The organism is Neobacillus sp. SRL179 (assembly GCF_984799095.1).
On the sequence record NZ_OZ481792.1, the window covers coordinates 3126149 to 3149376 of the forward strand.

Here is a 23228-nt window from a genome sequence, read left to right on the forward strand (position 1 = left end):
TGAGCCAAGCAAAAACATAAAAAAACAACAGAAGGAAATTTCTGTTGTCATTAATGAATTATATAAGGTTATGAAATAAGTTATTCTTAACGTTTTTTTTGTAAAATGTGTAGGGCAATCTAGCTTTATTTAAAGTTAGTTTTTGCTAATGGCAACTTTCCATATTTCTGGCCCTTCCTCAAGATATTCCCAAGAAAACTGTTCAGTTCGTTCCATCATAAACTGGTATAAAAGAGGCTTTGGATCATGGTCATTCACAATCATCATAGCCGAACCAGAAGCTAATTCATCAAAATTATTAAAGATTGTAGGATGCTTTTCACGCGGTGGGTAATCTGGAACATGAATAACTTTTACGTAAGTTTGCATTATTATCACTCCATTAAATTTGTTAACTTCTCATTTATTATAAGAAATCATTTACAGAAACATAGTGCATCGTATCACACTGCTAACATGATTTTATTAATACATTATTAAAACGGGGGAAATCAAGATGAAGGAACTAATTGGATCATGTACGAAGTGCCAAAAGGAAGTTTTTTGCTTGGATGGCTTTTTTAATGGCATTCAAAGCAATAATAATCTTTATTGCTTTGAATGTTATGAAAATAGTTCAAAAGAAAAAGAAAATCCGCACAGTTAAGCTGTACGGATTTCCCTTTTCTATTATTCCTTCTCGTCGAATGCCAAGTCTTTTACGGGAAGTCTTTCTCCCTCTTTATGTGTTGGCTTACGCAAATTGAAGAGTGCTTTAATACAGAATACTAACAATACCACAACCCCAATAAGGAAAATGGTGTCAGGCACCGCGCGCCAAGTTAATAATGTTTGCACAAGATCCTTTTGGAGGAAGGATGCTGAGCGTGAGGCGGCATACCCGTGATTAAATGCTTCTTTCATTTGAATGATACCAACAGGAAGTAATGATAAGAAGACCATTCCTGCAAGTCCAACATTTAACATAATACAGCTGAATTTTAGCCATTTATCATTCCATGCCTCTGGTTTTACTATATTTCTTAGAGAGTAAAGCAAGACGGCACAAGCGAACATACCATATACACCCATCATCGAACCATGACCATGAGCTGGTGTTAAGAATTGTCCATGTTCAAAATAGCTTACAGCAGGTAAGTTAATTAAGAAGCCAAGGACACCTGCACCAACTAAATTCCAGATGGCGACGGAAATTAAGAACCAGAAAGTTCCTTTGTAAGGAAAATCAACCCCGCCCTCGCGCATCATTTTGTACTGTTCATATGCCTCAAGGATTAACAAGGTTAATGGGATAACTTCTAACGCTGAGAACACAGCTCCAAGTGCTAACCACACTTCGGCAGAGCCATTATAGTAATAGTGGTGACCAATTCCGATTACACCACTGCCTAGCAGCAAGATTAATTGGAAATACAATTGTCTAACCGTAGATTTCTTTGTAACGAGCCCAAGCTGAACCATTAAGAAGCCAATGACAACTACTGCAAATACTTCAAAGATCCCTTCTACCCATAAATGGATAATCCACCAGCGCCAATAATCAGCGAATGTAAAACTCGTACCTGGGTTAATAAATAAGGCAAAAATGTAAAAGGCAGGAACTGCAATAGCTGAGTAGAATAATAGATGGATTAAACCACCTTTGTCAGTTTCTCTTTTAAGACCTGCACGAATGCCTCTATAAACGATAAACAGCCAAATTAGCATACCTGCTATCAGAATCAACTGCCATATACGGCCAAGCTCAATATATTCCCAGCCATTGTGACCAAGCAGGAACCAATTGTTTCCTAAATAACCGTTTGCCCCCAGCCATTCACCCGCCATACTGCCGGCAACGAGGACCACTAATGCCCAGAATAAGATATCAACTAATAAACCCTGTTTCTTCGGCTCGTAACCACCCACGAGTGGAGCAATATAGATCCCCATTCCTAACCAGGCAGTCGCAATCCAGAAAATAGCTAATTGTAGATGGTAACCCTTCGTAATATTGAAAGGAAGGATATCATGTATCCACTTTATTCCAAAAAAACTATCCGGTTCGATGTAATAGTGGGCTAGTAAGGCGCCCAGCATACATTGGATAAAGAATAAGGCTGAAACAATGACAAAATACTTGCCACTTTTTACTTGTGAACTTGTTACAGGCATTTTGTGTAAATCAATCCGTGGAAACTGACCCTTTTTATAGGCTTCCTTCATTCCAAATTGATATCGATAGAATACAAAGAGGATGACTCCCACCATTAACACGAATATAGTAATACTTGCACCGCTCCACCAAACAGCAGAGAACGATAATTGGTTTCCTGCATCCTCGTAGTATGGCCAGTTATTTGTATAGGTTATTTCATCACCTTGACGGACAGTACTGGATAACCATGCCGTCCAGAAGAAGAAATCTGAAATTTGGGTTATTTGATCACCCTTGGCAACATAAGCGCGATTTGTTTTTGGCATATCACTATCTTTAATAAGATTTGCCTTTAATCCCCATCCATCACCCTTTGTAAACACTTCCTTATAATGCGCTCTAACTTTTTCCAGTCCGAATACTTGTGCGTTTGTTAACTCCATTGTATCCTTCCCGCTATCATAGCGGTTTTTTCGCATTTCTTTAATGACATTATTTTTAATCACTGATTTTTCATCACTATTTAAGTCCGCAAAATCCTTACCATACTTTTCATTTGCTTTTAAATCCTGCATTCCTTCTGTATAAATCTTTAGAGACTCAGCCGTATAATCAGGACCCATGTAAGAACCGTGCCCTAATACTGTTCCATAATCCATTAAACCATACTTTTGAAAAACGGCTTGACCACCCATAATAGATTCTTTTGTAAAGAGAACATCACCCTTTTCGTTTGTAACCTTTATAGGTCTCGGTGCCTGTTCCTTAAATATCCAATAACCTCCAACTAGTAAAACAGTGAAGCTTAGTAGAATCGTTATCATCAAAACAGATTTCAACAATCCATTTTTCTTTACTTTTACCACTTTATTAGTGGTTGTTCCCCGCTGTATTTCCATTCCAGATTCATCCTTTCCTATTTCGTCACATTTGTATTGTAACTGTCACTTCTCGTTCACAAAGTGAAGGACCTCATCTAGCAGGTGTGATATTTCACACACTACTGAGAATTATTTTCAAAAAGGAATGCTCCTATGACGGGGGTCACATAACAAGTAAGGAATCACTGCTACAATGTAAATAAATCGAGTTAATAATATAAGGATGATGGAAAATGAAACGTGAGGATATTATAAAAAGATTATCTGAGGTTCCTATATTTAGGGAATTATCTGCAGAAGAACTGGATTCAATCGTAAAAGTAGCTCAAACACGTTTTTATAAACATAAAATGTATGTTTTTATGCAGGATGACCCTCTTGACCGAGTTTTCTTTATACACAGTGGTAAAATCAAAATTTATAAAACCGATCAAACTGGTAAAGAACAATTAATCTCAGTCCTTGAACCAGGAGAAATGTTCCCGCATGCCGGTTTTTTCAGGAACGGCAATTTTCCTGCCCATGCGGAGGTTATGGAAGATGCTCATTTAGTGATCATTCCCATTGTTAAATTTGAAGAAGTCTTAATTGCCTATCCTGAACTCAGCATAAAGCTCTTTAAAGTGTTGGGTGAAAAAATTGTCGACCTTCAAGGAAGATTGGAAGCACAAGTGCTCCATAACACCTTTGAACAAATTATTTTACTTCTGATAAGACTTTGTAAATCTAACGGTGAAAAGGCCGGAGATCGGTATAAATTGACCACCCAATTTACCAATCGAGAATTAGCCAATATGATTGGAACATCTCGAGAAACGGTAAGCAGAACGATTAATCAAGTGAAAAGGAAGGATTATATAATTCAAGACGAGGATGGTTTTTATCTTATCGACCGAGAGGCACTACAACAGGAATTATTCTATTAAACCTATTTCTATTCGCCATCCACAAAAAAGCGGGGGAGCCATGGGCCCCTCCGCTTAAAATTTTTTAATTTTCACTGTCAGTTGGTTTGGTGGGCAATACTGCCTTTATCTCTTGCAATACCCTTGGATTGATATCATCTTCTATCAATATATGAACCGTTCCCTGGTCTTGCTCACTCCTAATTAAACGCCCGACTCCTTGCCGAAGACGAAGAAGCATATACGGTAAATCTACTTCTAAGAATGGTTGGTTAACCCCATTCCGTTTAGCAGTAAAGACCGGATCATTAGGCGGAAATGGTAACGAAAAGATTAAGACATTTTCAAGTGATCGGCCAGGGATATCAAGGCCTTCCCATAGATGGATAGAACAAAGAACCGCATGCTCATCATTTTGAAATTTTGAAACAAGTGTGCTGATTTCTTCGTCTCCTTCAAAGTAAATCGGGTAGGTAACTTCTTCTGGCAGGTGTTTTTTAAGATAGGACAGTTCTACCTTATTATTTAGCAGAATTAAGGCCCGGCCCTCTGATTTGTTTATCATTTTTACAAGGTAGTTGGTTTTTTCATGCATGCTTTCTTTTGGAAAATGCGGGAGGTACACTTCCATCTTTTCATCATAGGCAAACGGTGAAGCTACGGAAAAAGATAGATATTCCTGAACACCAAGACTCCCCGCCATATAGTCAAATGACTTTTGATTGGACAGGGTTGCAGAAGAAAAAATAAACGGTTTTTTCTGAGAGAAAACCTCTTCACGCATCACCTCTTCTACCATTTTAGGCATGATGACTAGCGTCCGCTCCCCGCCCTTTTCTTCAAACCAAGTGATCCCATTTAATTCTTGAAGAAAAAGAGATAAAGAATAAGTGATTTGCTCTAAATACTCCTCCACAATTTTTAAATCATACTCATTAATTACATACAATTCACTTTCAAAAACGAGTTCTTCCTCTAACGCTTGAAGGGTTGCTAATAATTTGCGGCATGATTTCATTACTAAAGGGTGCTTGGTAATGATTTGTTTATCAGAACCTAGCGATTGTGAGGAGAATTGTGAAATACTATCAAAAAATGTCTCATTATCCAATAGTGCCTCTTCAATCGTATATAACGTCTTTTCCCTTACTTCATTTTCCATTAACCTTGTCAACAAGGTATCTAATGTATAGTCAGTAAAGCGATAGCTTAATGCTTTTTGGGCTGCATATTCCAGCAAATGTCCCTCATCAAAAACAACGGAAGAATGCTCAGGTAACAATGGCAGCTGTCCTTCTCGCTTACGTGATTCCTTCGTCCAAATATGCTCCATATAGAAATCATGGGAACAGATGATAATGTCAGTAGCATGACGATAAAATTCTCGATGCAATGTCAACCCGCAACGATGACGTTTCTCACAGGAGAAACAATCTTGAAGCTGATCCCAATTGACATCATTCCATACTTCATCGGACAAATTTGGAAAATCACGTCTGTCTCCGTACCTTTCAAACGTCTGCATTGACCCCACAGAATGGACGAAATCAGGCAGATTAACATAGACATCTGAAATCTCGTCTGAAAAATTATTATTCCGTACCTGGTCCAGCTTTTTTAAACAGAGATATTGATCCCGTGATTTCGCTAACCGCACATCAATATTCAACTCAAGAATCTTCTCCAGCTTAGCAATATCGCCTTCTTTTTTGACAAGCTGCTCAATTAACGTTTCATCTGCACAGGCAATTACAGCGGGCCGATTCGTATATCTAGCGTACATGACCGCATATAGCAAATAGACGATAGTTTTCCCAGTGCCTACTCCTGCCTCTGCAAACATTACCTTTTTATCTTTAAAGGCATTTTCCAATTGAAAAGCCATATAAATTTGTTCATCCCTTAGCTCAAAGCCAGCATCTGGCAAGATATCGTAAAAGACATCCCCAATCCATTCACTTAATTTCTCATAAAAGGATTCAGTTTTGGAAATTTCAAACGGCATCCGGTTCTGCATGTAATCCCCTCCACAAACAACAAGCATCAAAAATGCACGACGCTTGTTATATTAGTCTATTTTATCATTCACCATTTGGACGCGGGGGTTTCTTACCCCAATATTGATATAAGTCTGTTCGGATAAAGCCATTAAACAATTTTCTTTTCTTCGTTGCTGGCTTTCCGTATAGCTGCTCAAAATTTTCATTAGAAGTTAAGATATAAATAGACCATGTATCCAACTTACTAAAAGCCTGACCCATTTCTTTATACATATGTTCAACGGCCTTTTTATCCCCTAATCTCTCACCATATGGAGGATTACCAACCATTACACCATATTCCTTACTAGTTGAAATATCGCTAACTTGCATTTGTTTAAAATGGATCAAATCACCAAAACCTGCCTCAAAGGCATTTTCCTGTGCTATTTTCACCATTCGATGGTCAATATCAGAACCTGTTATATCAATCGGCTGATCATATTTTGCCAAGTCCTCTGCTTCCATCCGGGCATCATCCCATACCTTTTTAGGAAGCCAATTCCAAGATTCTGAAACAAATTCTCGATTAAAACCAGGTGCAATATTTTGCCCTATCATAGCTGCTTCAATCGGAATGGTACCTGAACCACAAAAAGGATCAATAAACGGGCGGTCAGGATGCCAATTTGTTAACATGACAAGCGATGCTGCTAAAGTTTCTTTTAATGGTGCCTCACCTTGATCAATCCGGTAGCCGCGTTTATGGAGCCCTTGGCCGCTGGCATCAATGGTAATGGTAGCAACGTCCTTTAACAAAGCAACCTCAATCCGGTAAAGTGCCCCACTTTCCTCAAACCAGGTACTCCGTTTATAATGTTTTTTCAACCTTTCTACAACAGCCTTTTTCACAATTGCTTGACAATCGGAAACGCTAAATAGTTTGGATTTTACCGACTTACCGATAACAGGAAATTCTGCATCTTCTGGCAAGAACTTTTCCCACGGCAGCGCCTTTGTTTTCTCAAATAATTCATCAAATGTATACGTCTTAAAATCGCCAACCTTAATCTTTATACGATCAGCGGTACGCAGCCATAGATTACTGCGGGCAATTGCCGTTTCATCACCAGTGTACATAACTTTCCCATTTTCAACTTCACATTCATATCCAAGCGACCGTACTTCTTTAGCAACTAAGGCTTCAAGCCCCATTGCAGCAGTTGCAATTAATTGAAATTGTCCCATATCTTCACCCTTAAATAAAATTTCATATGTATGTTTACATCTATATGTACTCTCTAACCAATACTATTTGTTTGCTTTCATTATTGACAAAAATCAGGTAACGAATGCAGCTTATCGACAATAAAAAGGCTCCCCATATTAGGAGAGCCGTTATATCCAGCATACAATCCCATTAATAACGTTCTGTAAGCCATGTTCTGTACCATAGTACTGCAAGCGACTTTCGTCTCGTACTTAGGTGGTAATCATCTATCTACAGATTCACAATGGAATCTGTCCTTCTCCTCGTTCAATTCCTCAGAGAAAGTGCCCCTACCATTATTTGGGTTTCTCGCTCGTGGGGTTTACCCGTTCCACCCTTTCCATTTCTGGATCGGCTACGTCACTGTGGCACTTTTATAGGTATTCATACCATATCCATAAAGGACTTAGGTATTTTCCCGGCCGTCAGCCGAATGCTAGACTCAGCTGCCCTAGCTTATTTATTCACTAGGCACGAACACTACGAGCATCTCAGCTCGTGCGAGCATGGACTTTCCTCTGCGATTTGCAAAAAAGCTCCTCGCAGCGATTACCCGAACGTCATTAATGATACTTTCTTATTATATGTATTTCCTGTTGTTAATTCAATGGTTTTTATTAGGAAAATACGGTAATTTTTATCAATCGTACAATTTATTTCCAAAAACATGTTTTTCAAGATTCGATAAACGCTTTAAAATATCAAAATTAGTTGTTCCAGCAGGTTGTGCTACCGGCTGCCTTTTTGACGAATCTTCAAGTTGTTTACGCAGTCTCATGTTTTCTTGCTGTAAATCATCAATTTCTTGATGGAACGCTTCATAATCCTTAATAATCAAATCTAAAAATTTATCAACATCTTCTTGTTTATACCCTCGAACTCCAGTTTTAAACTCTTTTTCTAAAATATCCTTTGCTGTTAACTTTACCTTATCAGCAAGCATCTAAATCACCTCTAGTTTAGCCAATCATTAACTATTATTTTTTCAAAAATAAGTCCTTTTGTCAATTTTTCTTTTACTTACCCATTAAATCATTTCATTATATGGGGGAAGTACATAAACATTCCTTAAAAATCAGATTGTTTCATTTGTTCTTCCTCAATAATCATTTGTAAATCATAAAATGTAATTAACTCAATGGGGTACTGATGGTCTTTTTGGTACTCCAAGGCTGTTTCATATAAATATCGTGGACTTCCTTCCTTTTCTTGATCATAAAGCAATAGAAGTTGATCACTTTTTTCAATAAAGAATTGATTCTTCAATCGAAACTGCCAAGGTTTTTCATATCCTCTTCTTGTTACCGAATCCACATAATCTGCTTGTGCTAAAACAGAGGCATACCATTCTTTATTCTGGTCATTCCAAGCCGCTTCTTGATCTAAAAATGGAGTTATGACCGCAAGCTTCACCTCCGGATACTCAACTTGTATTTCAAAGACCACTTCAGCTGCCCAAAGTTCTGCTCCTAATTGTCCGCTTATTAGAACCCACTCTAGTCCTTGGTCAATCATTCGCAGCATAGCCTTTTTCAATGCAGTCTTTATGTATATAACTGAGGGGTGGTCATGTTTAAAAATTCCCAGTTCAAATGGCTTATAACCGGATATAGCTATTACTTTATTCAAAATTGTTCCCCTCCATAGAAAAAAATTTTTTAAATGGACAAACACTTTGATTTAAACAGCATACTATATAGTAACAATAATAAAAAACAAGGGCTAAAAAGCCCTTGCAATAATCATTCCCATTAACGTCTACGGCCCATATATGGTCCAGGTCCGAAGCCTGGGCCACCTGGTCCAAAACCTGGTGCGCCTCCGCCAAAGCCGGGACCGCCCATTCCACCAAAGCCTGGTGCATTTGGCAGTGCATTTGGCAGTGCATTTGCCACTGGCATTACTGGTGCAGCAGGTGCACATGTGTTACAGCAGTTGATGTGCTGGTTGCAGCACTCTTCTGCACATGATGCCGTTTCCGGACAATAATGTTTATGTTGATACATGTGGTGATTTACCGTTGTGGTGTGCACTGGATGAATATGTGGTACCACCGTCGTAGAAAACGTATGGTTCACAAATTGTTGTGTCGGATGAATGACTGGCGGCATAAAATTTGTTCCAAGATACATATTATAATCTCCTCTCAAATATTCTGTTTACATTAACAGCCTATGTTAAGGGAGTTACTCTTGTACTAATGAAAATACCTATTTTTGTCATAGAAATTTTTTAAAAAACCAGAACCTTTCGCTTCCCCCTTAAGGTTAAGCTTTTAAATCCATTTTTCTAGTAATCTGTCTATTTCTATAACATCGAATAAAAGCTATCTTTTAAGCTTGTAAATACTACGGCAGTCAAACAGACGACAATAAAAAATAAGAATAAAATCGTTTTATACATACTACCAGCTCCATAAGTTTTATAGTCGTTTTTTTCTCAATCCAATTTTACATTTTACCTGTTCCAACTATGATAAACAATATGGAAATGCTTATTTTCTGTATTAATTTGTTACGATTTTATGACGATTTATTTTACCTGCTGTTAACTACTGATTTTAGCCGATTTTCGTTCCAATCGCATTTGCCTGTTTAGCAGTTGTTCGAGTTCATACCCTTTTTTTAATTTAGCCATATTAAGACCCTCTGTTAGTATGGTAATCGCTAATTGGCAGTACTTCATGGCTAGTGTATAATCTTTGCATTTATGCTCATACAGTTTGGCAAGCTCTACACACGCCTCGATCACCATCTGTTCATTATTAGAATCCACTATATCCAAAAACAATTTCAGGGCTGCTCCCCAATTATGGTCTTTTTTTTCTTGATAAGCCAAGATTAATTTCGCCTGATAAGAGGTTAAATCACTTTCATTAGTAAGTTTTGTCAATACCTTTTCAGCTTCTTGTTTTTCTCCCAAAGAGGCAAACCAACGTCCCACTTCATAGGATTCTGGTCTTGATTGATTCAGATCTTTTCCGCACAGTTGAAACGTCAGATGGGTATATAAGGTAACAAGTGATAATATATCAATTTCATTGTGTTTAAGAATCCCAATCATTCCGTCCGGCTGTTTTGTTTCAATAAAGTCAAAATAAATCATGGGTGCTAAAAATCCAGGTATATCATCGACTCTTTCTACTCCCAGAACCTCTTTTTCAACTATAGATAATTTCATCCGGTCTAATTTATGTTTCCATAGTCTTCTAGCTGCATGAAATAAATCAAAATGTCCAAACGAAGGTAACTTTGGTACATGGTCTCTTACCAAGGTATGTCTTGTTTTTACTTGCGGCCAATCAAATGACTTCCCATTATACGTTACGAGTGTTCGATAATTCACTTTTTCTAAAAAGCTCTGATATAAAGGGATCTCCGCACCCGGATGCGGCAGGATATGCTGTCTTAAGATGAGTTGGTCCCCGGACACACTGGCATACCCAAGTAAAAAGATGGTATTTCCTACGCCTCCGCCAAGTCCAGTTGTTTCTGTATCAAAAAAGAATAATTCTTCTGGTCTGTGACCTTCAGCTGATAATGGATGGTTGAATGTCCGTTGATTCCAAATATTAATAGCTGTAAGGAAATCTTGAAAACGATAATGGCCGTGCTGCTGTGAAAGCGGGTACCTCACTTCCCTAATTAAACAGTAATCCTGATCAAAAAAATAAGGATGTACACCTTCTTGCTTCCATTTTTCCTGGAAAGGCACTTCAATTTCTACTGATTGAGGATGGTTACTGACGATTTCTGATTGATTTCCAACTGAAAGATGAGGCTTTAACCTATTCAATTTATTTTTTAACGACATTTCTACACTTCCTTGTCAGTTCGGAAAGGTTGTAAGAATGACTCGATTATATGAATAGCATCTATTTTTGCTGTTTCACTAACAGTGTCCGCTCCAATACACGATGGACAGCCGGACTGACATTGACAACGATTAATCATTGTTAAGGTTTCTCGTAATACTTCTGACATTCCGGAATGAATTTTTTCACTTAAGCCAATTCCTCCAGGGTAGCGATCATAAAAGAAAATTGTGGGCTTTTCATTATGGTCTGCCTTCACTTGAGGTATGACATGAATATCTTGAGGGTCTGCCATGACAAATAAGGGAGCAATATGATTGAGTCCGTGCGTAGCTCCGATTAATCCCTGCTCGAGCCTTTCCAGGCCCATTTCTGCCAATGGTGTATTTAAGGAAACCCAAGCAGCATTCGTATGAAGCTCCTCTTCTGGGAGGTTGATAGGCCCTGAACCAATATTTTCATGGGTTTCAAATTTAATTTTTTTAAAAATGGTTGCCATTGCCCTTACACTAACATCTCCATAGCCAACTTCTGCTTCCTCTCTCGACTGTAGTTTATCTACTTCCAAAACTTTTAATTGAACAGCTAAATTAGCATCTGTGTAATAATCAACATCCACTTCACGAACAAAAGCCTTTTTTTCATCCCAATCGAGCTTTTCGACCTGGAATTGTACACCTTGGTGTAAATAAATGGCTTCATCATGGAGAAGTGTCATCGCTGAAAAGCGATCCATTTCACCAATTACTTTTACATTGGCCACATCTGTTTGATCAATAATAATCACATTTTCTTGTGAGGCAGATCGTAAACTAATGTTATGAGCGGGGAAAGAATCATTCATCCAAAACCATTTATCACCATTCCGGTAAAGCACCCGCTCCTCAGTTAAGTATTCTAGTAATTCCTCCGTTCCAACATCTCCAAACTGCTCTCCTTCTTTAAATGGGAGCTCATATGCCGCACATTTCATATGATCAATTAAAATAATGAGATTATCTGGATTAATTCTTGCTGTCTCAGGACTTTTATTAAAAAAGTAATCTGGATTCTGGATAATATATTGATCCAGCGGACTTGAACTCGCTACCATGATCACCAGTGCTTCGCCATGCCGCCTTCCTGCTCTCCCTGCCTGCTGCCAAGCACTCGAAATAGTTCCAGGATAGCCCGTCATAATACAAACTTGGAGCTGCCCAATATCAACACCAAGTTCAAGTGCATTCGTGCTGACAACGCCATAGATGTCTCCTGAACGAAGTCCTTTTTCAATTTTTCGTCTTTCTGTTGGAAGGTATCCTCCACGATATCCCATAATGGACTTTGGCCCCAGCTGATTCTTCACTAGCTCTTGCAAATAGGTTAGAATGATTTCAACCCTTACCCTGCTTCTGGCAAAAACAATGGTTTGAATTTTATTTTTCAACAGTTCACCAGCAAGGCTGCGTACCTCAAGGGTCGCACTTCGCCTAATATTTAATGGCTTATTCACAATCGGCGGGTTGTAGAAAATAAAATGTTTAGTCCCACTAGGGGCACCGTTATTGTCAATTAAAACCATCTTCTCTTCCGTAAGTGTCTCGGCAAGTTCAAGCGGATTCGCTATCGTTGCCGATGTACAAATAAAAACTGGATTGCTGCCGTAATAGTGGCAAATTCGCTTTAATCTCCGAATAACATTGGCTACATGGCTTCCGAATACACCACGGTAGGTATGCAGCTCATCAATCACGACAAATTTAAGATTTTCAAACAAAGATACCCATTTTGTGTGGTGTGGCAGAATCGCAGAGTGAAGCATATCAGGATTCGTAATTACCACATGTCCAGCCTTTCTAACTTTTTGCCTAATATTCGCTGGTGTATCACCGTCATACGTGTAGCTGTTAATAGCAGCACCAGATGCGTCGATTATTTCATTGATTTCACTTTTTTGGTCTTGTGCCAATGCCTTTGTTGGAAACATATAAAGAGCCCTTGCACTCGGGTTTTCAAGTATCGTTTGAAGAACAGGTAAATTATAGCAAAGTGTTTTTCCTGAAGCCGTCGGGGTAACCGCTACCACACTTTGTCCCTTCATAATCGCTTCATAAGCAGATTTCTGATGAGTGTAAAGTTGTTCAATTCCCTTCCTATTAAGCGACTTCTTCAAAACAGGATGCAAATCATCGGGTAATGGAACCGTTCGTGCAGGCTTTTCTTCAATCGTCTGCCATGTAACAATATTTTCTTTAAATTGACTATTTATTTTTAACTCTTCCAATATTTCATGGAGGCTTTTTCTTAACTTCATGTCCCTCACCTCATTATTCTTTATTTTAGCGAATAGACGTTCGTTATGAAAGAGGAAAACAAAATTATTGTTTTAAAAAGGAGAGAAACCTTTTTCCAGCACTTTGTACAATATTTAAATTATAAACCTTTTAACTAAATTCAAATGAATCTCTAATTATGGTGTGAATCTTTGGTACAATAGATTGTAATCGAAAAGAATTTGAAGGTGATACCATGAAAATTGAGGAAATTAAACGTGTACTTTCTGATTTTACCCTGTTTCGCGAATTGACTGATTTTGAACTAACGAAAATTACTGATATTTCAATTGTCCGGGAATGGAAGAAACATAGCCATGTTTTTCTCCAGGGCGATCCACTGGAAAATGTTTATTTTATTTACAGCGGAAAAATTAAAATTTATAAAAGTGACGTCAATGGCAGAGAACAAATTGTCGCTATTGCCAAAAAGGGAGAAATGTTTCCCCATGTAGGCTTTTTTAGAAAAGGAGATTACCCTGCCTTTGCCGAGGTTCTTGAGCCGTCCACCCTTATCGCTGTCCCAATTTCAAAATTCGATTCTGTGTTACTTGAAAACCCCGAACTATGTATTAAGGTATTTAAAGTGTTGGGTGAAAAAATTGTCGATTTACAAAATCGGCTGGAAGAACAAATTCTTAATAATACATATGAACAAATTGTCAAACTTCTCATCAGGCTTGCACAGAATCACGGGGTTCGGCGCGATGATGGAACCCTCGTATTAAAGTCAGAATTCACAAACAGAGATTTGGCTAATATGATTGGAACTACTCGTGAGACAATAAGCCGGACGTTAACAAAGATGAAGAAAGATGAAATCATCGAAGTGGATGAAGCAGGCGACATGATCATTGACGTTGACCTCCTCATGGAGGAAATAAATTTATTGTAAAAATAAAGAACACCGCAGCAAATTTTGCTGCAGTGTTCTATTTTTATTTACCTATAATTGAAGCATGTCTTCCATATCTTCTTTTGCTGTACCAATCAATTTTAGATTAAAAGTATCTTGGAGTACCTTTAACACACCTTCAGAGATAAATTCAGGCGGTTTTGGTCCAATTCGGATATCTTTTATTCCTAGACTGAAAAGACCTAACAAAATGGCTACTGCTTTTTGTTCAAACCACGATAATACAATGCTGACTGGTAGTTCGTTTACTTCGCAGCCAAATGCGTCGGCTAATGCTAGGGCAATTTTCACTGTAGAACCAGAATTATTACATTGGCCTAAATCAATATATCTTGGTATCTCTGTCCCAGGAACAACACCATAATCCACATCATTAAACCTGAACTTACCGCAGGATGTGGTCAAAATCACCGTTTCTGGAGGAAGGGAGGTTGCCAGTTCCCGATAGTAGTCCCCGCCATGACCTGGGGCATCACAACCTGCAATTACGAAGAACCGTTTAATTTTCCCCGCCTTCACTGCATCAATCACTTCCGGTGCAAGACCAAGAACAGTTTCATGGTGGAAACCAGTTAGTAATGTTTCATCTGATTCGATGGCTGCTTCTGGCAGCTCTAATGCACGTTGAATTAATGGAGTAAAATCATCATTTATTATTTTTTCAACATTTTCAAGCCCCGCAACTTCATACGTAAACATTCTATCTGCATATGAGCCTTTAATTGGCATTACACAGTTCGTTGTGGCCAAAATAGCACCTGGAAATTTTTCAAATAGACGGCGTTGATCATACCAGGCTTTACCAATGTTTCCTTTTAGGTGATTATATTTTTTTAGGGCTGGATAGCCGTGTGCAGGCAGCATTTCTGAGTGGGTATAAATATTGATGCCCTTTCCTTCTGTTTGCTTCAATAACTCTTCGAGAGCAAACAGATTGTGACCAGTTACAACAATACAATTGCCTTCAATTTTATTTTGGCTGACACGGATTGGCTGAGGAATTCCTAAACGTTTTGTGTGGGCCTCATCCAGCATTTCCATGACCCGAACTGCCGATTGGCCTACCTTCAAAGCCATATCAATATGTTCCTGCACATTAAAGTTAGAATTGGTTAAGGTTAAATAAAGTGCTTCATGTGTAGTTGCATCAACAAATGGATCTGTATATCCTAATTGATTCGCATGTGTACGATAGGCTGCAATACCTTTTAAACCAAAAATGATGGTATCTTGTAAACTTGCAATGGTTTCATCTTTTCCGCAAACACCCATTACGGTACATCCACCCGAAGGGGTTTGTTCACATTGATAACAGAACATATAAATTCCTCGCTTTCCAGTATATTACTGCTCTAGCCTACAAAATTCATCACTACTTTAGAGTGATTATAATCACACTACTTCTCTTTGTAACAAATTGTTCAAAAAGATATGGCGATTTTATGGAGGCACCTACCTAGTTCTTTCAGCATATGATAGGGAGAAAAATAATGGAAAGAGAGGGAAAATCATGTCATCCATGTTTCCAAGTGATAAAAATAACCCTAAAAACCAAACACCTGAGCCATTTCGTGAATTAGTAAAATCAATGAACGATTTCTTTGCGGAAAAACCAATTCGAGGATTTTTACAATCCATAGATGATTTTTTTAAATCTCCTTTTCCAAATGGTGCAGGTTTTCATGTTGAAACGGTAGAGACCGGTACAGAATATATCATTACTGCCGAACTTCCTGGAGTGAAAAGAGAACAAATCCAATTAAATATTACTGGAAACTATTTAACTATATCCGTTGAAAATAATGAGCTTGAAACCGAAGAAAATGATCAAACACATGTTTATCGTCGAAAATTCGTTCGACAACAAACATCGAGAACGATTTCTCTTCCGCAAATTATTAATGAAAAATTAGTTAAAGCGTCTTATCGAAATGGGTTATTACAAATCCATATTCCTCAACAAAAAGGCAAGATTATTGAAATAGAAGAATAACAAGCTAGTAAAAACCTTTGGTCCTTCTAAAAGAAGAAAAGACGGCGTAATTGCCGTCTCAGATTGTCGAGAAAGAGGATTTTTCTCGGCAATTTTTTATTTTATTAGAATCAAATACAAATTATTACGACTTTAAAAATCGCCCCTGCTAAGGGGCCTGTTGATTTCCGCTCCAGGTGCTTCGCTTTCCGCGGGCGTGCCGGGGAGCCTCCTCGTCGCTTCGCTCCTGCGGGGTCTCCCCTGCCCCGTACTCCAGCAGGAGTCTTCGCACCTTCCGCTCCAATCAACAGACCAAGTTCAAAAGTCTATGTATTAACATTATTATAATAAATTAACGTGGTGAATTATTAAAGGTTACTTATAAAATAAGAGGCCATCGAAAGTTTTTCGACAGCCTGAGACGGCGTAATTGCCGTCTTTTCTTTTATTATGCCTTAAAGATTCCTCCAAAACCTTTGACAAGTGAGGTGACTTGATTTACTGCATTCATCATTTGGCCCGCTGTATTCACCATTTTATTTAAGTCAACCGAACCATCCTGCGACTTAAAAGAATTCATAATGGATTGCACTCCGCCAGGCTGTTTTGGCATGATACTATTTTTCGGATAAGGATTCATCATTGGGTATCCATTCATAGGCATATAGGCTTGTTGTTGAACCATTTCATTCTTTGGTTGAAGAGGGTTTTGAAAAAGGAACTGGGCATCTTTTTGAGCAGACTGCTGTGTTGGGTATGGAACATTTTGCGGAAAATATCCTTGTTGATATGGTTGACCATAAATTTGCATGGCTGGCTGATAAGGGTTCTGTTGCTGGTATGCCATCCAATCATACGCCATAGGTGGATTCTGATAAGGTAATGGTTGGTTTCGATTAATGGGTTGTTGTTGATATTGGGAAGTAAATGGAACTTGGTGCATCATTTGCCCCGAGTATCCATAATGTAAGTGATGATCTGGCCTTCTCTTACCAAGCATGGGCAAACATCTCCTCTGTATTATTCTCTATTACACATTATGAAACTATGAGATAAATGGTGATTGGGTAAAAAACTAACACCATTGTCATATTCACAGGAATTTTGTCTAAAGTTTAAATATTTTAAAAACTAGAAATCCTTTTTTTTCATGATACTATAGAGAAAATGATGAAGGAGGAGCTATTTTATGAACATTCGTGAATTAAAAAGCAAATTTATTCAAAGTCGGGATTACACCACTGATGATGTTAATGCACTAATGGATTTTGCAAAGAAAGCGTATATTCACAATGAAATTAGCATTAAAGAGTATCGCCTTCTTGTCCGTGAGCTTGAAAACCAAGGCGCGGTTATACCTGATATTGATAACGAAAACTCCCTCATCGAAAATCATTAAAGCGGAAGATCTTGTTTATACAAAGACACTAGGCAAGATCGTTCCAAAGTACTAAAAAATTATATTGAATATCAAAAAAGAGATGCATATGCATCTCTTTTCTACTTTTCAATTTCTTTTTCTATTTCTAACAAAAAATATTCTACTGTTCGGTGGGAATTTAAAAACCGTGCTTTACTAGTTTTCGGGAAAAAGGCTTGAATCGAGAGCTGATCGATATGTTCTGAGGTGGTTTCGATTTGCTTCACATGTAAGTATTTATGATTTATTGTTGGCAGCCACTTTTTCATGGCATTATTCCACTCAATATTGATTATTTTGACCTCATCCGCAAATGGTTTAATAATCTCATGAAAATCATAAATAATTCCTTTCTCTCTTCCCTCCGTATAATATTCAAGAAATAAGCTATTATATTGTAAAAGTTTTTGTGTTAACTGAAGAATTTCTTCTGACATTTTTCTAGATCCTTTCTTAACCATACACAAAATAAAAAGTAGCAATGTTGTAGTATGCTACTCTCATCCAATACTATAATTGTAACGTTACTTAAAAGCCTAATTCAAGCTTTAAGGATTGTGATCCTTGTGTGAGCCTTGAATCAGCCGTTTCACTGTTGGAAAATGTGTTTTCTTCAATTAACTTTTCTCCAAGTTCAGCTAGTCTTTGAACTGGTATAACAAATTTTTCTTGTTCTTCTTTATTCAAACAAATGCGATGGTCGGAGAATGAGGCTTCAAGAACAGAGTCGAGTTCTTCCAATTGGTCATAAATATCTATCAAGCTCGTAAGCAGTTTTTCCTTTTCGGACAATTGTCTATTCATTTATTAAACCCTCCTCGCAGTGATTTATTAGGTAGTATTCTCCTTCTTTTAATAGCTTCCTGCCCCCCTGACAAAACTAGAAGAAGTTCGTCAAAGAAAGTGCCAAATCTGCATGAATTTCCTTCTAATTCGACATAGTTTAAATTCGCATGAAAATAGGGAAATCAGCACATGCTAGGATAGGAGGTGTTTTTAATGGCCAAAAAGAATAATCCAACAAACAAACAAACAAAATCAGTTTCAGAACAAAAAACAGGCTACGGTGATAAAAAGCTTGAAGGACCAAATCGTCCTGCAGAGTAATATAAGCCAAAAAGCAAGGAAAAATATTCCTTGCTTTTTCATTTCCACTTATCCAGCTTTAAAGACTTTTGAAATGCGAGTAAAAATAGAAGCTGGTTAGATTTAGCAAAATACCAGTCAGTAAGATGGACTGGGTGACGATGACGTGCGGGAAAATACAGCCATGCCGGAGATACCCTTCGATGTTTACTCCAGTCCTGATTATTATGCCGATGGTGTGCAATTACTGGAAAGGTTGTTCTCAACAATGGTGTCTTACGACTAGTTTTCACTTTAAAATATTGCTCATAATCGAACCTTGAACCAGTATGCGGTGTCTTTTCGGCAAATTCCAAAAAGTAAGGAAAAAGCCTAGGGTGGAAAAGGATACTTGCTAATCTTTTCCCTAAATTTATTCTTTTTGAAAGTGACTTAAAACCATTTACACTTGCACCATAGACTTCGCCCCCACATGTGGGAAACAAGACACAGCTAAAGTGAAGCCAATCTTGAAAAGAAAAAATTTTTGAATGGAAAACTTTTTTCTTATAAATTGGATGTTCAATAACAGGGGTTTGTATGACATTTTGCTCATTGATAATGAATGCAGTAGTTAACCGTTTTTTATCACTTTCATTCCAATAGAGGTTCCACTCTTTTTGCATAAACGTAGAAACGTGGAAATAAGGAAGTAAATGAAACATTGGTCGATTTAGTTTCGTCGAATATTGATAAAGCAATAATTGGGGGTATGCATCATGAAAGATAAGCCAATTGGCACGTTCATATGTAAGAAAAAGTTGTTTCCTCATCTTTGCTTCTATAATATGCGGGAAAATGGAACCTTCTAAATCACACATATTCCATCCCCCATTTCGTGAAACCATACTTGCAAGAAAAGACCAAATAATATCGGGATTTTTTTTAAAATAAGTAAAATAGGCTTCTGTTCTCGTGATATTATCAATATTTTTTTTATTAGTTTCAGTTATTATTTGACGGATGATTGATTGTTCTTGTATTGTAAGATGATTCATATTCTTCATCTTCCCTTTAATTAGTAATTAAGTTTCCATTAGTGGCGGAGCTTCGACCTGTTTATGCGGGAACAATGAATCATGCTTAAATTTGGCATTCACGGTACAATTAGTATTAGATTAGTATTAGAGTGTGTAAGCAGATTTATTTTATACACCCAATCTTGCTAAGATTTGATATGATAAGGAATAGCTTGAGAGGTGTTAAGCATGAATTTTAATTATCCAAACGGAAAAAGGTTTATACCAAAGGAAAGTGATTCGAAAAAATTAATAAAGATCAAAAAAAATGGTTCTTATAGTAATCGTGGTATGACACTTGAGGAAGATTTAAATGCAACAAATGATTACTATCGAGATCAAAAAATTGCGGTCATACATAAAAAGCCGACACCGATTCAAATTGTCCAAGTGGATTACCCAAATCGCAGCGCAGCCGTAATCAAAGAGGCCTACTTTAAATTAGCATCGACTACAGACTATAACGGGGTATATAAAGGTAAATATATTGATTTTGAAGCCAAAGAAACACAAAACACTACCTCTTTTCCACTTAAAAATTTCCATCAACATCAAATTCAGCATATGGAAGAGGTAATCCATCAGGGAGGTATTTGTTTTGTCATTCTTCGTTTTACAAGATTTGAGCATGTATATTTGCTTGAGGCCCAACACTTGTTAACCTATTGGGAGAGAATGAAGAACGGCGGCAGAAAATCAATTACAAAAGAAGAAATTGAAGAAAAGGGACATTACATTCCACTTGGATTCCAACCAAGGATTGACTATATTAAAGTAATAGATCTTCTTTAGAAAAGTTTCACTTTTGAGTAGGTTAGAAAGGAAGGAATTTCATATGTCAGAACAATATAAATCTAGAGAGGAGCGCCGAAAGAAACTCCAATCCAAAGGGAAGCAAAAGGGCAAAAAAAAATCCGGCGGCCTGTTTAAAAAGATTTTTCTTAGTCTTGTTGTTCTCGGAATCGTTGGCATACTTGCAGGAGTGGGGACTTTCGCCTATTTAGTAAAAGATACACCCAAACTTGATCCCAAATTATTAAAGGATCCAATACCATCCAAAATATTAGATAAAGATAATAACCTTATCACCGAAGTTGGGGCAGTAAATCGGGAATATGTAAATTATAAAGACATACCAAAGGTAGTTGAAAATGCTGTAATAGCAACAGAGGATTACCGATTTTATAAACACCATGGGATTGACCCAATACGTTTAGCTGGTGCTGTACTGGCAAATTTCCAACGTGGTTTCGGTGCGGAAGGCGGCAGTACAATCACTCAACAAGTTGTAAAGAACACATTTTTAACACAAGAAAAAACATTAAAACGAAAAGTCCAAGAAGCATGGCTTTCCTATCAGCTTGAACAACAATATACGAAACATCAGATTTTCGAAATGTATGTGAATAAGGTATATGTATCTGAAAACAGCCATGGTCTTGCTACTGCAGCAGAAATCTATTATGGAAAAGAATTAAAAGACTTATCGTTAGCAGAGGCTGCTCAAATCGCAGGAATGCCGCAAAGTCCTAATAATTATAATCCCTTTGACCATCCTGATTTAGCAGAAAAAAGACGAAATATTGTCTTAACATTAATGAATCAACATGGATTTATTTCAAAACAAGAAATGGAAGACGCCAAAAAGGTTCCGGTTGCATCTACCGTTTTGAAGGAAGACCAACGTCAAGTTGATGAAAAACCGTTCGATTCCTTTGTCGACGCGGTTATTGATGAAGTAAAGGCAACAACAGATTTTGATATTTTTACAGATGGTCTGACTATTTATACAACGTTAGATAAAAATGCCCAAATTCATGTGGACGAAATTCTTAATACAAAGGATTCTAACATCGTCCCTTATCCAGATGAAAAGTTTCAAGCAGGAATTGCTCTCCTTGATACAAAAACAAGTGAAATCCGTGCCATTGGCGGCGGAAGAAACCAAACAGTAAAACGGGGCTTTAACTATGCGATTGACACAGTTAGACAGCCTGGTTCTACCATCAAGCCGGTTCTTGATTACGCTCCAGCAATCGAGTACTTAAATTGGGGCACATATGAAATGATTGAAGATAAACCGATTACCTATTCTTCTGGCAAGAAATTTGGTAACTGGGATCAAAAATACAAAGGACCAATGACGATCAGGACAGCATTGCAATTATCACGAAACACTCCTGCCGTTCAAGCCCTTCAACAGGTTGGCTTGGATAAAGCAAAGGACTTTGCCGTCAGTCTGGGTATTCCTTTAAAAGAAATTTATGAATCATATGCTATCGGCGGTTTTGAAACAGGGGTGTCTCCACTGCAAATGGCTGGTGCCTATAGTGCATTTGGAAATAGTGGTTTATATACCAAGCCACATGCAGTAAATAAAATTAAGCTGCGAGACGGAACGATGATTAGCACTGCCCCTGAACCAAAAGTGGTTATGAAAGATTCTACCGCATTTATGATTACAGATATGATGAAAAGTGTGCTCGTCTCCCCAGGAACTGGAACAAGAGCTAAAGTTCCAGGTCTTCCAATTGCCGGTAAAACAGGGACAACAAATTATACGGATGCTGAAATGAAAAAATATAATATTAAGAGCAGTTCGGTTCCAGATGCATGGTTCACCGGCTATACTACCAATTATACTGCATCCATTTGGACTGGTTATGGCGATCGGACCATTCCGATAACAGCGGAAGGAAACAACCAAAGAATTGCGCAGATACTCTTTAAAAATTTAATGGCTTACGTCTCCAAGGATAAAGAAACACCTGATTTTGAAATGCCTAATAGTGTTCAAAAAGTTAGAATTGAAAAAGGCTCTATGCCTCCAGTGTTGGCAAGTGAATATACACCAGATAGTCAAATTAGTACTGAATATGCTGTCAAAGGTCATGCACCTAAAAAGGTTTCGACAAAGTATAACAAGCTTGAGGCACCAGGAAATCTAACCTCAAAATATGATGAGGCAGCTAAAAATATTGCGGTAGCATGGACTTATAACAATCCAACAGGGGAAGATGTGAAGTTCGATATCACGATCAATAATGCTTCTAATCCGCAACACCTTGTTCAAGCAGAAACCAGCTTAACTATTCCTGCAAATCCTGGTGAGAAATATACCATTTCCGTCTTAGCTATAAGTGGGGATAAAAAGAGTGACCCTGTTTCTACTACAATTGAGATACCAAAGCCAGAAACAGAAACCCCTCCGCCGAACGATACTGGCAATGGTAATAATGGAAATGGCAACAATGGTAATGGAAACGATGGTAATGGAAACAACGGCAATGGTAATAATGGTAATGGTAATAAAGGTAATGGTAATGATAAAGGTACTGGCGGTACTAATGATGGTAATGATGGAGGTGGCCAAGGTGGAACAACCCCACCTCCAGCTACTCTTCCAGGAACACCAACAACCGGTCAAGGTACTGTTTCACGAGAAAACTAACGAGAATAAAAGAATTCACGAAGAAAG

The 23228-nt window shown here is 37.8% G+C and carries 20 protein-coding genes and 1 other RNA gene; 6 read left to right on the plus strand and 15 right to left on the minus strand.

What is annotated here, in order from left to right:
* Nucleotides 1–135: 135 nt before the first annotated feature.
* Nucleotides 136–369 carry a DUF2249 domain-containing protein gene (locus AC4E8C_RS15385; protein WP_490207535.1) on the minus strand — a complete coding sequence of 78 codons (234 nt, stop codon included), beginning with the start codon at nucleotides 367–369 and terminating at the stop codon, nucleotides 136–138.
* Nucleotides 370–669: 300 nt separating this feature from the next.
* Entirely contained in the window at nucleotides 670–3036 is a 2367-nt protein-coding gene (locus AC4E8C_RS15390) for a nitric-oxide reductase large subunit (protein ID WP_490207536.1), read from the minus strand.
* 215 nt (nucleotides 3037–3251) lie between these two features.
* Between AC4E8C_RS15390 and AC4E8C_RS15395 the strand changes: the two genes are divergently transcribed.
* Nucleotides 3252–3944 (plus strand): Crp/Fnr family transcriptional regulator, encoded by a 693-nt coding sequence (locus tag AC4E8C_RS15395; RefSeq protein ID WP_490207537.1) that lies wholly within the window; start codon nucleotides 3252–3254, stop codon nucleotides 3942–3944.
* A gap of 64 nt (nucleotides 3945–4008) precedes the next feature.
* On the opposite strand, the gene AC4E8C_RS15400 is transcribed toward AC4E8C_RS15395, so the two are convergent.
* From AC4E8C_RS15400 to AC4E8C_RS15435, 8 genes are all read right to left on the minus strand, one after another.
* Nucleotides 4009–5940 carry an ATP-dependent DNA helicase gene (locus AC4E8C_RS15400; protein ID WP_490207538.1) on the minus strand — a complete coding sequence of 644 codons (1932 nt, stop codon included), beginning with the start codon at nucleotides 5938–5940 and terminating at the stop codon, nucleotides 4009–4011.
* Between the two features lie 64 nt (nucleotides 5941–6004).
* Nucleotides 6005–7150 (minus strand): THUMP domain-containing class I SAM-dependent RNA methyltransferase, encoded by a 1146-nt coding sequence (locus AC4E8C_RS15405; protein WP_490207539.1) that lies wholly within the window; start codon nucleotides 7148–7150, stop codon nucleotides 6005–6007.
* 181 nt (nucleotides 7151–7331) lie between these two features.
* Nucleotides 7332–7733: RNase P RNA component class B (gene rnpB, locus AC4E8C_RS15410), an RNA gene on the minus strand.
* Between the two features lie 79 nt (nucleotides 7734–7812).
* On the minus strand, nucleotides 7813–8115 hold the full coding sequence (gpsB, locus tag AC4E8C_RS15415) for a cell division regulator GpsB (RefSeq protein WP_490207540.1): 303 nt from the start codon (nucleotides 8113–8115) through the stop codon (nucleotides 7813–7815).
* Between the two features lie 125 nt (nucleotides 8116–8240).
* Nucleotides 8241–8801 carry an SLOG family protein gene (locus tag AC4E8C_RS15420; protein ID WP_490207541.1) on the minus strand — a complete coding sequence of 187 codons (561 nt, stop codon included), beginning with the start codon at nucleotides 8799–8801 and terminating at the stop codon, nucleotides 8241–8243.
* Nucleotides 8802–8923: 122 nt separating this feature from the next.
* Complete coding sequence (locus tag AC4E8C_RS15425; RefSeq protein ID WP_490207542.1) at nucleotides 8924–9304, minus strand: CotD family spore coat protein; 381 nt, start codon at nucleotides 9302–9304, stop codon at nucleotides 8924–8926.
* A gap of 415 nt (nucleotides 9305–9719) precedes the next feature.
* Complete coding sequence (locus tag AC4E8C_RS15430; RefSeq protein WP_490207543.1) at nucleotides 9720–10985, minus strand: ribonuclease H-like domain-containing protein; 1266 nt, start codon at nucleotides 10983–10985, stop codon at nucleotides 9720–9722.
* 2 nt (nucleotides 10986–10987) lie between these two features.
* Nucleotides 10988–13279, minus strand: coding sequence for a DEAD/DEAH box helicase (locus tag AC4E8C_RS15435; RefSeq protein ID WP_490207544.1), 2292 nt, complete (start codon nucleotides 13277–13279; stop codon nucleotides 10988–10990).
* A 215-nt stretch (nucleotides 13280–13494) separates the two neighbouring features.
* Between AC4E8C_RS15435 and AC4E8C_RS15440 the strand changes: the two genes are divergently transcribed.
* Nucleotides 13495–14193 (plus strand): Crp/Fnr family transcriptional regulator, encoded by a 699-nt coding sequence (locus AC4E8C_RS15440; RefSeq protein WP_490207545.1) that lies wholly within the window; start codon nucleotides 13495–13497, stop codon nucleotides 14191–14193.
* Nucleotides 14194–14244: 51 nt separating this feature from the next.
* Here the strand turns inward: AC4E8C_RS15440 and hcp are convergent, their stop codons facing one another.
* Nucleotides 14245–15534 carry a hydroxylamine reductase gene (gene hcp / locus AC4E8C_RS15445; protein ID WP_490207546.1) on the minus strand — a complete coding sequence of 430 codons (1290 nt, stop codon included), beginning with the start codon at nucleotides 15532–15534 and terminating at the stop codon, nucleotides 14245–14247.
* A 190-nt stretch (nucleotides 15535–15724) separates the two neighbouring features.
* Here hcp and AC4E8C_RS15450 point away from each other — a divergent pair, with 190 nt between their 5' ends.
* A complete protein-coding gene (locus AC4E8C_RS15450; protein ID WP_490207547.1) occupies nucleotides 15725–16207 on the plus strand; it encodes an Hsp20/alpha crystallin family protein in 483 nt (160 codons plus the stop codon).
* A 427-nt stretch (nucleotides 16208–16634) separates the two neighbouring features.
* Here the strand turns inward: AC4E8C_RS15450 and AC4E8C_RS15455 are convergent, their stop codons facing one another.
* A complete protein-coding gene (locus tag AC4E8C_RS15455) occupies nucleotides 16635–17186 on the minus strand; it encodes a YppG family protein (RefSeq protein WP_490207548.1) in 552 nt (183 codons plus the stop codon).
* A 189-nt stretch (nucleotides 17187–17375) separates the two neighbouring features.
* Here AC4E8C_RS15455 and AC4E8C_RS15460 point away from each other — a divergent pair, with 189 nt between their 5' ends.
* Nucleotides 17376–17585: a YppF family protein gene (locus tag AC4E8C_RS15460; RefSeq protein ID WP_490207549.1), complete on the plus strand. Its 210-nt coding sequence runs from the start codon at nucleotides 17376–17378 to the stop codon at nucleotides 17583–17585.
* A 101-nt stretch (nucleotides 17586–17686) separates the two neighbouring features.
* Here AC4E8C_RS15460 and AC4E8C_RS15465 read toward each other — a convergent pair whose 3' ends face one another.
* The 3 genes from AC4E8C_RS15465 to AC4E8C_RS15475 all read right to left on the minus strand — a co-directional run bounded on the left by AC4E8C_RS15465 (nucleotide 17687) and on the right by AC4E8C_RS15475 (nucleotide 19729).
* A complete protein-coding gene (locus AC4E8C_RS15465) occupies nucleotides 17687–18043 on the minus strand; it encodes a DUF1798 family protein (protein WP_490207550.1) in 357 nt (118 codons plus the stop codon).
* 91 nt (nucleotides 18044–18134) lie between these two features.
* A complete protein-coding gene (locus AC4E8C_RS15470; protein WP_490207551.1) occupies nucleotides 18135–18410 on the minus strand; it encodes a hypothetical protein in 276 nt (91 codons plus the stop codon).
* A 341-nt stretch (nucleotides 18411–18751) separates the two neighbouring features.
* The gene (locus tag AC4E8C_RS15475) at nucleotides 18752–19729 is read right to left on the minus strand and encodes a DUF2515 domain-containing protein (protein WP_490207552.1); all 978 of its coding nucleotides are present in this window, start codon (nucleotides 19727–19729) and stop codon (nucleotides 18752–18754) included.
* Nucleotides 19730–19939: 210 nt separating this feature from the next.
* On the opposite strand from AC4E8C_RS15475, the gene recU reads away from it, so the two are divergent.
* Both recU and AC4E8C_RS15485 read left to right on the plus strand, forming a co-directional pair.
* Complete coding sequence (gene recU, locus AC4E8C_RS15480) at nucleotides 19940–20542, plus strand: Holliday junction resolvase RecU (protein WP_490207553.1); 603 nt, start codon at nucleotides 19940–19942, stop codon at nucleotides 20540–20542.
* Nucleotides 20543–20585: 43 nt separating this feature from the next.
* Nucleotides 20586–23201, plus strand: coding sequence for a PBP1A family penicillin-binding protein (locus AC4E8C_RS15485; RefSeq protein WP_490207554.1), 2616 nt, complete (start codon nucleotides 20586–20588; stop codon nucleotides 23199–23201).
* Nucleotides 23202–23228: the final 27 nt, after the last annotated feature.